The organism is Methanobacterium sp., from assembly GCF_016217785.1.
Lineage (GTDB): Archaea > Methanobacteriota > Methanobacteria > Methanobacteriales > Methanobacteriaceae > Methanobacterium.
Genome location: NZ_JACRGA010000023.1, coordinates 96,297 through 109,624, shown reverse-complemented (window position 1 = coordinate 109,624; position 13,328 = coordinate 96,297). Strand labels below are relative to the sequence as shown.

Sequence of the window (13,328 nt, the reverse complement as noted above, 5' to 3'; positions counted from 1 at the left end):
CAATAAAACTACATTCAATAAAATTAAACTAATTCATTAAAATTAAATGGATTTATAACCATATTTTAAACCAATTACATAACAATTGGGGGATAATTATGTTTGAAGAAGATTTAAGAGTTTATAACTTATTTATCAGCCATAATGGAGAGGGAGATGAGGAGTATCTTACCTTTATCCGGAGATTAATCGAAGCTCCGGACTTTGAATGGGAAGACCATGGTGTGCCTGGTGAAAACACTCCTGACCAATTAAAGGAACAAATTGAACCAGCAGACGCGGTGGTTATACTCACCGGACTTTACTCACGTCACCATGATCTAATACAGGAACAGGTTGATATTGCTCAAGAGTTAAAAAAACCCATAATTCTAATTCGTCCCTATGGTATGGAAGAAGTACCTGGGGACTTGGAGAAAATTGCTGAAGGTGTGGTGGGATGGAATAGGGTGTGTATTGTAGAGAGGATTCAGGAGTCTTTAGAAGATGAATAAAACCTTTTTTGTATGTTTTTTTACTATTTGATAATTATAATTCCCTATTTTTGATTTAAAATTATATTTAAAAATTTAAATTAAATACTTACATTTTTCTATTTGACAATGAATGTGCATACTTATTATATACTAACATGTAAACAATATTTCAATTAATAGTATTAATGACATTAATCATGCATAAAGGAGGTGAAAAAATAAGAATACAAAGGATAAAAAATTTCATTCCATTACTGCTTATAAGCTTAGTAATAGTCTTCTGCGTGTGTACTGTTTCTGCAACTAACGAAATCTATGTAAACACTACAGGAAACGATACTTCAGGAACTGGTACTGCAGATAATCCTTATCTCACCATACAAAAAGGAGTAGACAATTTAGATCCAAATGGAGTAATAAACATCGCGGACGGACAATACAGTGGAGTAAACAACACCAACATAACAATCAACAAGAACATGACCATCACTGGGCAAAGTCAAACAGGAACCATAATCAACGGAACAAACACCAACTGGATATTCCAAATTCCCAATGATGTGAGTGTCTTCGTTATGAACCTAACAATAGTCAACGGATACAGAGATTATGGTAGTGCTATCTTTAATAGGGGTAACCTAACAGTGACTGACTGTAACTTCACCAATAACACAGCAGATTATTGTACTATCTACAATGTGGGTAGTTGTACGGTGACTGGCTGTACTTTCACTGGCAATAAAGCATATAAAAATTGTGGTGCTATTGGATCTGGAGGAGGTATTTGTATTGTGACTGATTGTATATTCTCTAATAACAAAGCAACTATAGGGGGCGCTATCGTCAACTCTGGAGGCATTTTTACTGTGACTGGCTGTACTTTTACAGATAACAGTGCAACTGATCGTGGCGGAGCTATCGCAAGTCAGGATAATACACTTTCAGCTCATTACAACAGGTTCTACAATAATACCGCAACTGCGGGTGGTAATGCTATTTACTGTCAGTCTAGTTCTGTGAATGCTACACTAAACTGGTGGGGTTCCAATACCGATCCATCAACTATCCCTAAACTCATACTTGCTGATCCTGGTGCTTCAGTGTGGTCTGATCCATGGCTCTACATGACTATTAATGCCACACCAACCATTATCAATAACACTCAGACCAGTTTAATTACAGTTAGTTTCAACAACTACAGCTCTGATGGAACTACCTATACTGAATTTGACCCATCTCTGGGCCATATTCCTGATGGTATTCCAGTTACTTTCAGTTTAACTAAAGGACCATTCGGAACTTTAACAGCACCATTTACAGTAAATATTCTTGGAGGATTAGCATCCATACTATTCACTGCATCCAATGTTGGTGTTCAGGATGTTAATGGAACCCTTGATGACCAAAACGTCACTGCCAGCATATCAATCCTGGCTGCTCATGTTGATCTGGATACTTTCTACGCTGATTATGATGAATTCATAAACAACAACCACAACATTGTACCCATCACAGGCCCAGTAAACTATCTTGACCATGTAATCGTAGTGTTTAAAGCGACCAACATGGGCCCTAACCCTGTCACATATCTGGTATTACGTGAAGACTGGCCCAGCGAATTGATTGGTACCGGTGATGTTTGGCATACTTTTGACGGAATCAACTGGAATCAAGAATCATACTTAGCTCAAGGATCATTTAACATGTATCCAACTTACGCAGGACCTTTGGATATGGGTGATGTGTGCTTGTGTGTTTTTGGAGCAACAGTTAATGCAAGTAACACCATTATAACCAGCACTGTCAGCACAACAGAACAGGAACCTATTGATGATGAAGGATTTGACACCGCATCCGCCGATCTAGAGGTGAAGCAATATGCAGCTGCCACCATCACCAAAACTGCTAACATCAATCGACCTAATGTAGGTGAGACAGTAATTTTTACTATTGTAACCACCAATAATGGACCAGACACTGCCAATAATATGGTTGTCATTGATACTCTGCCAGTTGGTTTAGACTTTGTCAGCTGCACTGATGGAGGTGTATGGGATCCTGTAACCCGTACTGTTACCTGGCCATCCGCTGTTGTGTTAAATGGTGCGAATGTGACTTATTATCTCACTGCACTGGTAAATTCAACCAGTTTTGCTGGGACAAATGTCACCAACGTGGTAAATGAAACCCACACCGAATATCCAAATAATTCAACAACCAACTGTACCATCTACGTACCTAAATCAGACCTTTACATCCAGATAACCAGTAACAACAACAATCCCACAGTAGGTGAAACATTCACCCTAAGATACAAACTGGGAAACAAAGGACCAGACGATGCACTAAACGTAACTATTACTATTCCAATACCAGACGGATTTGTCATATCCAAAATCGAAGGAGATGGAACCTGGACTATCGTGGGAAACAACATCATCTGGACCATGACCAATGTAACAGTAGGCGACCCAGATCTGTATGTTTCAGGCTGGACCAGATGGGCAGGAAGTTTCCTATTTAGCGCATCCATAACATCAGACACCTTCAATTTAAACAGCCTAGGTGTTAGTTCCTTCAGTTTAAATACAATACCACAAGTAAACGCAGCAACCACTACAACCTCAAGTAACTCAGTGGGAATGCAAACAACTGGAGCACCACTGGCACCATTAGTCTTGGCAATACTCAGTGTACTAAGTGGATTAATGGCAACCCGGAAAAAATAATAAAAGGGATCATTCTCCCTTTTACCCACTTTTTTATTTTAAATTCAAATTAGTAAACCATTGACTTATCTAAGTTTCATTGTAGAATCTATTCAGAGTCTTTAGAATAGATATTGAAGCTCATCAACCTACTTTAGACGTGAACAACGAACTCATTTTTAATGTATCATAATGTCATAACAATATTATGAAATGAAGAGCATATTAGTACTTAAAGATAAATTAGGGGGATGTATAATAATGGACAACAACCAAAAAAATTTTGTTTTGTATATCATTGGAGCAGTAGGGCTTTTAGTTTTCATTGGAGGAATATTTGGTCTTTATGATTGGAAATATGGATTAGTTTTAGCCATAGTAATCTGGATAATAGCCGGTGCTTACCGAACATACTTTGGTGTCCCTTCAAACAGATAAACATCTATAATTTTAAATTTATTCATTTTTTTCAATTAATAATAACAGTACCCCTGAATTTTACTTGTACTTTACTTGCAGGTTAACACTTAACATCCTACCACCGGTAAACGCAGCAACCACCAACACAGTTGAAATGCAAAAAACAGGGACACCACTGGCAGGAATGGTTTTAGCTATCCTGATGGTACTCGGTGGATTTTTGGTACCTGGAAAAAATAATAGAAGGGATATTGAATCCTTTTCCCAATCTTTTTTTTAATTTTCTTTTTGATATGGTATTAAAATATGATTATGGTATTAAAATTTTGTTTTGTATATCAATTTCAATCTACTTTCAAAAGTAAAATGCATATTTGAGAGTCATATCCTTCTTTTAAATTTAAAAACTCTTCGAATTTTATTTTCAATTCCTTAAGGGACATCTCGTTATTTTCTTTTATTAGGTTCCCTATTGAATCTTTTATTGTAGTCTGCTCGGATAGATTCATTGTATGTTTAAATAACAGTATGAAGATTAAATCATCTTTTTCAAGTATAATTTCAAATTCATTAATATTATTGAGGGTTTTAGAACCTAAATAGTATGAAAATTTGTGTGAGAAATCAATTTCTCCACTATTACTCTTGTAAACCATGGAGATCGTATCCCCTAAGTTTAAATATTTTAAAATCTTAGTTTTTGGATCAAATTCAGCATTAAACAAGCTTATCCTAATGTTAAAGGGTTTATATATTGATAAGTACCAATTAAGGAATTTTGTCATTTTAATCAAGGAAATATCATTTTTTATCCTTTTTCTGGCTTCAGTCAGAATATGTGTACCAATAAAGGAGGATAATAACGTTTTATCATCCACATGACCCACAACAAAACTTGTTTTATTCATTTTATTAGATATTACATCGTAAAAATGGCTTTGGGGAATGTCTATTGACATATCAATGATTTCCATTTCCATGCCTTTGATTTGGGTTGTCTGAAGCTTCCAGAACTTATCCTGGATTTGACAAGCTACCTCTAATTCATGTTCATATAATTCAGCTTCTTCATGGTATAATGCCATTTCCTTTGCTTGTACTCGTTCTTTAATCTCATTAGAAATGAATATTGCAAATATCAGCATCCCTATTGAGTTTGCAAGTATTACAGGTATGCTTAATTCTTTAACTATTGTAAAAGCAAGGTCGTAGGGAGTGATCATAACTAAAATCATGTGGAATATTTCATAGAAAGCTGAAAATATGACTGCGTATAATACTCCCACAAATTTACCCTTGTTAAGTATGTAGATTATACCACTAAAAAGACCTGCTAAAAAGGTTGCAATGGTGCAGGGTATGTATGTGGGTCCTCCTAATAAAAAACGATCTATTGCCCCAATAATTCCAACACTAACTCCGACAAAAGGCCCGGCTATTAAACCACCCACCATAGGTGCCAGGTCTCGTACATTAGCATTAGCACCTAAATAATCAGCACCAGTATGATTGGCGAAAATGGAAAGAGATCCTAAGATGATAATTAATAAAAATATATTTTTTTTGGTGAATTTTTTGTCAAGTATTTCACCAAAGAAACTTGCTTTGGTAATTAAATAAGCTATACCTACTATTACAAAGGTCTTCTCAAGAAGTACTATACTTGCCTCTTGAAAAATTGGTACAAAATTTTCCCCATATTCTAAAGCCAGAAAACCAAATATGCTGGCCATCAAAGCAAATAAAACTCCCAAATAATCGATATAACGATTTTTTTCATCGGTTATGTTAGTTTTTATACGATTCAAAATGGATTTAGAAGAGGTCATCAAAATAATTTATTTTTTCATGATATAAATATTGAATTATGATTAAATATTGAATTAATTTTCATACAATTGACTTATCAAAAGTATCTATTGTAAAATCGATCTTGGAGTCTTTAGAATTGTAATTTAAGGTAAATATATCTTTTTTGATGAATATATGTCCTATTATTTTAGAGAATTTTTAAAAAACGGTTTAATATCTTTTTTAATGTATTGACTATTACAAGCCAATCCCAAACTTGATCTTATTATATTAAATTGTGGATTTGTATGAAAATATGAAAAAATTTGTATGAAAAAATTTGCTTAAATTAACTTATTTAATAGAGCAATTCTAATTATATAATATGGTTGATTGTAAGGTAGATAAAACTGAACAAAAGATTATAGATGCGGCTTTAAAATTGTTTAGTGAAAAGGGATATGCTGGCGCTACTACTAAAATCATAGCAGCCAAAGCAGGTTTTACTGAGATGACCTTATATACCAAGTTTAAAACTAAACAGAATCTTTTTGATCAAGTTATGATATGTGGCATGAAAAAATTGAATGAAGATGCATCTGCCATTTTATTTGTTGATAAAGAATTTGAAGACCCAAAGGACTTTTTAGAAACTTACGTTAAAAATTTGGAAAATTTTATCTGGAATAACTTTGAATTCTTCAAATTAGGATTCAATAGTGAGAGAAAAATATCTGAACAGTTCCTGATGGAAGGGTCGTATGATTTTGGTAAATATATTGAAAAGCATCTTCCTAATCAGAAAATAGATTATATGGCATTTGCTCTTAGCATATTCTCATTTGTATACATGTACGATCTCGGTAAGTATCATGGTCGTCAGGATACAAGCATTGAAGTTGTTTTAGATAAATTCATCTATAATCTTTCCCTGTCCCTCCAATAATCCCTGGAAAAATCCATCAATTTGTTAAATAAATGTTTTTTGTCTTAATTTGACTTGTAGTCTTTAGAATTGTAATTTAAGGCCAATTACTATTATAAATATATATCCAATGTTTTTAAAACTTTTTCAAACACAGTATCGATGAAAGTCCGTTCTCGATTGACATTCTTCCACAAGTCAACGGCATAACAACTAGCAATTCCATAGAAATGCAAAACACTGGAATTCCAATCGCAGGAATTGTCTTAGCTATTTTGATGGTATTTGGAGGATTCATCAGCACCAGAAAAAAACAATAAGGGATTTTTAGGTCCCTTTCCCCTTTTTCTATTTTTAATCTTAATGACTAAAACCATTGCCTTATAAAAAGTATCTATTGTAGAACGGATTCAGGAGTCTTTAAATAATAATAAAAGCCTTTATTTTTTCTATATTAATCCTATTACACCAATAGAATAAACGATTTTAGGAATTTAAGTTGGATATTTGAATTTTGTTATTATTTATAAATTTTTCCTTTTAATCATAAAAGTGCTGCTTTATTAACTACTAAAACTAAACGATATCTGGTTATTTTAGATTATTAGGCATAAAGGAGGTGAAAAGATAAGAAAACAATTAATTACAACTAAAATACTCATTCTTTCACTGTTTATCGGGTTAACAGTACTTTTTTGTGTTAGTTCTGCTTCGGCTGCAACCATTTATGTGAATGGTTCCAGTGGAGATGATGTCAATGATGGTTCTTCATGGGAACATGCCAAACTCACTATTGGAAATGCAACCGGAACCGTAGACTCTAATGGAATAGTACAAATCGCTGATGGACAATACACTGGAACTGGCAACACCAACATTACCATAAACAAGAATATGAACATTACCGGTGAAAGCCAGAGTGGTACCATAATCAACGGAACCGATAACAGTTGGGTATTCAATATTCAACCAGGGATTACAGTTACCATCTGTAATCTAACCATAACCAATGGATATACAACTGGTTCTGGTGGTGCTATCTACAATCAGGGTACTTTAACTTTAGAAAATTGTAGTTTCACCAATAACACTGCAAATTGCCAATCAAGTCTTGAAGGTGGTGGTGCTGTCTATAATTATCAGAGTACTTTGAGAGTAGTCAATTGTTCTTTCATTAACGATAGAACACTTGGTATATACCATTACGGCGGGGCAATTGGTAGTTTCCTTGGTACGTTGGATGTTACTGGTTGTACTTTCGAGGGTAACGTTGCCGAAGATCGGGGCGGGGCCATATCCAATTTCCAAGGTACCAGTAATATTTCTAACAGCACCTTCCTTGGTAATTATGGAAGTAGTGATAGTGCCATTTATAATATATATGGCTCTATGAACATTACTAACTGTACTTTTACCAACAATGGACGAAGAGTCGGTTATTACACCCCACTGGGTGGTGTTATTGAAAATATGTATGCTAATTTGGAAGTAACCAGTTGTACATTCCTTAATAACTACGCATACTTTGGTGGTGCGATCTACAATAATGTAGGTGCTTCCAATGTTGTTGAAGTTCATTTCAACAGATTCTATGGAAATATTGGAAATTATGGTACTGCCATTTGGAATAGTGAGGGCACTTTGAATGCCACCAATAACTGGTGGGGTTCCAATGTCAATCCCATGACCATCTCTAACCTGATTTATGTCAATGGAGGTTCAGTATATGCTGATCCATGGATTATACTTACCATTAATCCCACTTCCGAGTTAATTGGAACTGGTGAAAGTTCCGTGGTAAGTGTTAGTTTGAAATACAATTCAAACGGTGATGACACTTCCCCCTTAGGTGCTGTTCCTCCTGTTGATGTAGTTTTTGATGTTAACAGTTTAGGAGCTCTAAACCCATTAAATGACATTATCAGTGATGGTTTAAACGCTACAACTACCTTCACTGCTGGTTTAACACCAGGATTTGCAACCGTAAATGCCACTGTTGATGGACAAACTGTAAACACCACAATAAGAATAATGGACAGGGATGATATCTACGTTGCCACCACAGGAGACGACAATACTGGAAACGGTAGTCCAAGTTATCCATTCCTCACATTAAATAAGGCAATAAGCGAAGTTAGATCAAATGGCAGAATACACATCGCCAACGGAGAATACAAAGACCCATTAGATAGTGGATTGAGTATTGATAAAGACCTGACCATTTTCCAGGACACCTGGATACCAGGTTCTGGAACTGGTGTTATTATCAATGCAGATGGTAATGGCGGAATATTCTTTATAAGTTCCGGAGTAAGTGTCACACTTGGAAACCTTACCTTGACCAACGGGACAGGGTTTGGTTTTGGCGGAGCTATTCTGAACCAGGGAGATTTGAATATCCTGAATTGCACATTCTCCAATAACTATGCAGACTTCTATGGGGGAGCAATTTACAGTGACGGAAATCTAACCATCTTTAACACAGTATTCATGGGAAACTGGGTTCCTAACAGTTACTCAGTCTATAGTGGTGGAGCTATCTGTAACATGGCTAACATGAATATCACCAACTGTACTTTCACCAAAAACTCGGCAGGAAGTGGAGGAGCCATCATGAGTCAGAACTACCAGAGCAATTTCCTGGTAACAGTTAAAAATAATGTGTTCACTGAGAACTATGCAAGCAATTATGGTGGAGCCTTCTACATCTATGATGGAGATTACACCAACCACATCATCCAGTTCAACCGGATTGTGAATAACACTGCATCTGAAGGCAATGCCATATATATTGCCTATGGGTCTTTAAATGCCACGCTGAACTGGTGGGGATCCAACTCGGATCCATCAACCATCAACAACCTCATTATGATGGAAACTGGTTGTGACGTGTTATCAGATCCATGGATAATTTTATCCGTTAACACAACTCCCAACAACATAAACAACGGGGAAACATCAAATATCACTGGGGATTTCAACCACATCAACAGTGGGAGTCCTTTAACTGGTGGTAATATACCTGACGGGAGTATAACCCTGGATGTGCTCTGGGGAAGCTTTAATAGTTCAGTAATTAGCCATTCATTCACAGGTAACACAATTGCCGGTGTTTTGACTGCCACCTTCTATGCAATTGAAGGAGCTGTTAATCCCTTATTTAACCCGGTTAGAGTAAATGCCACTGCCGACGGATACACAACCATTGACACTGAAGCCGCGTATATTAACATCATACCCGCAGCCAACCTAACCATCAGCAAAACCGCTCCAAACACAGTTATTGCCGGAAATCAAATCACATACACCATAACAGCCACTAATAATGGACCCGATACTGCTACCGGTGTTATCATATCTGATACATTCCCCATGGGCATATCGAATATTTCATGGACTGCTGAATATTCTGGAGGAGCTTCTGGCCCCACATCCGGAACTGGAAATTTGAACATAAACCTGGGAACTCTTCCCGCAGGTGGTTCATGCATTATAACTGTAAATGGAACAGTCTCATCATCAATACCAGCAGATACCATACTATCCAATACCGTGAGCATAACCTCATCTACCCACATAACAGACCCAGATAATACCTCTGATACTGTATTCACGACTGTAGAACAAGAATCTGCCATTGAACTAGAAAAAACAGTGAACAACCCACGGCCAGACGTAGGAGACACAATCACCTATACAGTAACCGTGCACAACAACGGACCCAGCGACGCTACTAACATCCAGATACAAGACATAATGCCAGCCGGATTCAATAACGTTGCAATAACTCCTTCTAAAGGAACCTACAACTCTGAAACAGGAATATGGACACTCAACCTTGACGTAGGTGAAAATGCTACCTTAAACCTCACTGGAGAAGTAACAGCTCTACTTGCAGGGAAAAACACCATAAACACAGCAACTCTCATAGGAACAACCAACCAGACAAATGCAACAATCTACGTGCCCCAATCAGACCTATACATCCAGATAACCAGCAACAAAAACAATCCCAGACCAGGTGAAACATTCACCTTAACCTACAAACTGGGTAACAACGGACCAGACGATGCAACTAACGTTACCATAACCATACCAATACCCGAAGGATTCGTAATATCCGAAATCAAGGGTGATGGAACCTGGACTCAGAACGGGACCACCATAACTTGGACATTCAACAACGTCACAGTAGGAGATCCATACCTCTACATCTCTGGATGGACTACAGGACCCGGAATCTACCTATTCACTGCATCAATAGCATCAGAAACCTTTAGTATAAACAGTATGGGAGTTAATTCCCTGAGTTTAAATGCAGTGACACCAGTAAATGCAGCAAGCGTAACCAGTAACACAGTTGGAATGCAAAACACAGGAATACCACTCGCAGGAATAGTATTAGCTATCCTAATGGTACTCGGCGGATTTATCAGCACCCGGAAAAAACAATAAGGGATCTTATCCCTTTTCCCAACTTTTTTTTATTTTTTAATTTCAATAAATCTAGCATTGAATTTTAATAATATCAATTTGTAAAGACGATTCATACGCATATAAAGAAGAAATAATACGCCTATATTTTTCTATTTTCCCTTTATGAACAGATAATCCAGCATTATTGATCAATCTTTTTTTTTAAGGGATAATGGTTTACATTTAAATTTTTCCATTGGATTAAAGTGTGCATCTTTATTTATACTTGAAATTAACAATATTTTGATGAGATTATTAGTGATAGTGGACAAAAGGAGGTGAAAATATAAAAAAAATAGTAATACTCTTATCACTTGTTATTTTAATTTCACTGACTGTTGGAGTAGTTACAGCGGCTGATCCTATAGATCCAGATAACGTGTTCATTTCACCCAACGGTAACGATACCGATGGTGATGGTAGTGACATAAAACCTTACCAGACCATCCATAAAGGATTAGAAACAGCTAATAACAATACAGGAACCATATACCTCTTATCAGGGACGTATAATACCACCGGTGACTATGGATTAACAGTCAACAAATCCTTAAATATTATTGGATCTGGACAAGACAACACCATAATCGACGCAGGAAATCAGAACCATATCTTTGTAATTCAGAATTGGGCAACTGTCAACATCCTCCAAATTACACTAAAAAACGGTTTCGGAAGTTATGGAGGTAGTATTCTAAATCGGGGTAATTTAACAGTGGAGAATTGTACTTTCACCGGTAACCGGGCATCTAATGCTGGAAGTGCTATCATGAACTGGTATGGAACTTTACAGGTTACAAGCTGTACCTTTACTGATAACACCGCACACATACCTAATCATGCCTATGGAGGTGTTATAGCCAATACCGGTACTTCCACCATCATTGATTCAACCTTTAACAGTAACAAGGCCTACGAAGGAGGAGCAGTATTCAATTACCTTGGTAACTGTACCATCAACAACAGCAACTTCCAGGGTAACACTGCCGGTAAGGGAGGGGCCATCTACAACAAGGAAGGTATTTTAACCTTGAATAATAGCACCCTTGAATTTAACACTGCTACCGCCACAAGTACAACTGTAGACGTGGTTGCAGCTGGTGCTGGAATCTACAATGATGATGATAGTACCATGACCATTGATAACTGCATCATCCAAAATAACTGTGCCACAGTCTCGGGTGATGGTGTTAACGTGTCTGCTGCTGGTGGAGGAATATGTAATGGTGGAAATCTGCTTATTGACAACTCCATCATCCAAAACAACTGCGCCATTGCTGCAGCCACATCACAACTTAATATTGTGTCTGCTGATGGCGGAGGGATCTACAATGATAATGTTCTCATCATCAACAACAGCATCATCCAAAACAACACGGTCACAGCCAATGCTGATAAGGATGTAATTGCTAATGGTGCAGGAATTTTCAGCAATGGCGATATGGCCATTAATAAAAGCAGAATTCAATACAACACCATCATTATTACCACCAATGCCGGTGTGGGTGCATATGGTGGAGGAATACAAAATGGTGGAAATCTGTATATTAATGACAGCATCCTTCAATACAACACAGTCACAGCCACCACATCCGGTATAAATCGCATTGGAGGTGGAGCAATATCCAACACCTTTGCTGGGAATTTGTATATTGACAAAAGCACCATTGGATACAACACCGTGGCAGCTATAGAGGGAGATGAATTTGCTGTTGGAGGTGGTATCTACAACGAGAATGTTCTTGTTATCAGTAACAGCACCATAGCATTTAACACCGTTACAGCCTCCAATGGAGGTGAATATGCACCTCTTGGTGGTGGAGTATGCAATTTTGGTGAAATGATAGTCAATTTCAACCGTATTGTAAATAATTCTCCTGGTGCAGTACATAATGATGCAGAATCTGTACCGGATTTACGATATAATTGGTGGGGCTCCAACAATCCCGAGTTTGACCAGATCATCACAGGAACATCCGCAGATTACGATCCATGGCTGGTTATGAGATACACCACCAACCCCATTACTATAACACAGGGGAGTACTTCAACTTTAACAGCAGACTTCCGCTATGATTCTGATGGAACATTCCATGACCCTGCTTTAGGACATCTACCTGACGGGACTGTGGTGACCTTCACCACTAATCTCGGAAATGTGGGTAGTAAAATCGCTACCGCTTTAACCATAGATGGTGTTTCCACAACCCTACTGCGTGGAGATGAAGCAGCCGGCGCTGCACTAACATCTGCAGCCCTGGACTTGGAAACCAGGTATCTAACAGTGCCCATAACACCATCTACAGTAAACGCAGCCAGTACAATTAATGCCAAAATAGTCAACATGCAAAATACTGGATTTCCACTGGTAGGAATCGCCCTAGCTATCCTAATGGTAATTGGTGGATTTATCAGCACCCGGAAAAAATAAATAAAAGGGATTAAAATCCATTTCCCCCTTTTTAATTTTCCCCCTTTTTTTATTTTAGTGTGATAAGAAATACTATTAACTTCTACTAATGTTCAAATACA

The 13,328-nt window shown here is 37.1% G+C and carries 8 protein-coding genes; 7 read left to right on the top strand and 1 reads right to left on the bottom strand.

Features of this window, described 5'->3' with window-relative positions; translation table 11 throughout:
- Positions 1-98: 98 nt before the first annotated feature.
- The 4 genes from HY987_RS09245 (at position 99) to HY987_RS09230 (ending at position 3,884) form a co-directional block, all read left to right on the top strand.
- Complete coding sequence (locus HY987_RS09245) at positions 99-494, top strand: TIR domain-containing protein (RefSeq protein ID WP_292757837.1); 396 nt, start codon at positions 99-101, stop codon at positions 492-494.
- 179 nt (positions 495-673) lie between these two features.
- Complete coding sequence (locus HY987_RS09240) at positions 674-3,205, top strand: right-handed parallel beta-helix repeat-containing protein (protein ID WP_292757835.1); 2,532 nt, start codon at positions 674-676, stop codon at positions 3,203-3,205.
- Positions 3,206-3,445: 240 nt separating this feature from the next.
- The gene (locus tag HY987_RS09235) at positions 3,446-3,622 is read left to right on the top strand and encodes a hypothetical protein (protein WP_292757833.1); all 177 of its coding nucleotides are present in this window, start codon (positions 3,446-3,448) and stop codon (positions 3,620-3,622) included.
- Between the two features lie 64 nt (positions 3,623-3,686).
- Positions 3,687-3,884, top strand: a complete 198-nt coding sequence (locus tag HY987_RS09230) for a hypothetical protein (RefSeq protein ID WP_292757831.1) — start codon at positions 3,687-3,689, stop codon at positions 3,882-3,884.
- A 64-nt stretch (positions 3,885-3,948) separates the two neighbouring features.
- Here HY987_RS09230 and HY987_RS09225 read toward each other — a convergent pair whose 3' ends face one another.
- Positions 3,949-5,337, bottom strand: a complete 1,389-nt coding sequence (locus HY987_RS09225) for a LytS/YhcK type 5TM receptor domain-containing protein (RefSeq protein ID WP_292757878.1) — start codon at positions 5,335-5,337, stop codon at positions 3,949-3,951.
- 443 nt (positions 5,338-5,780) lie between these two features.
- Between HY987_RS09225 and HY987_RS09220 the strand changes: the two genes are divergently transcribed.
- From HY987_RS09220 to HY987_RS09210, 3 genes are all read left to right on the top strand, one after another.
- Positions 5,781-6,341, top strand: a complete 561-nt coding sequence (locus HY987_RS09220) for a TetR/AcrR family transcriptional regulator (protein ID WP_292757829.1) — start codon at positions 5,781-5,783, stop codon at positions 6,339-6,341.
- A gap of 708 nt (positions 6,342-7,049) precedes the next feature.
- On the top strand, positions 7,050-10,775 hold the full coding sequence (locus HY987_RS09215; protein WP_292757827.1) for a hypothetical protein: 3,726 nt from the start codon (positions 7,050-7,052) through the stop codon (positions 10,773-10,775).
- A gap of 400 nt (positions 10,776-11,175) precedes the next feature.
- Positions 11,176-13,227 (top strand): hypothetical protein, encoded by a 2,052-nt coding sequence (locus HY987_RS09210; protein WP_292757825.1) that lies wholly within the window; start codon positions 11,176-11,178, stop codon positions 13,225-13,227.
- Positions 13,228-13,328 lie beyond the last annotated feature (101 nt).

What these genes read in the sequence shown, in the direction of transcription:
- HY987_RS09245 (WP_292757837.1), top strand. Translation starts at nt 99, where the DNA reads ATGTTTGAAGAAGATTTAAGAGTTTATAACTTATTTATCAGCCATAAT.
- HY987_RS09240 (WP_292757835.1), top strand. Translation starts at nt 674, where the DNA reads ATGCATAAAGGAGGTGAAAAAATAAGAATACAAAGGATAAAAAATTTC.
- HY987_RS09235 (WP_292757833.1), top strand. Translation starts at nt 3,446, where the DNA reads ATGGACAACAACCAAAAAAATTTTGTTTTGTATATCATTGGAGCAGTA.
- HY987_RS09225 (WP_292757878.1), bottom strand. Translation starts at nt 5,337, where the DNA reads ATGGCCAGCATATTTGGTTTTCTGGCTTTAGAATATGGGGAAAATTTT.
- HY987_RS09220 (WP_292757829.1), top strand. Translation starts at nt 5,781, where the DNA reads ATGGTTGATTGTAAGGTAGATAAAACTGAACAAAAGATTATAGATGCG.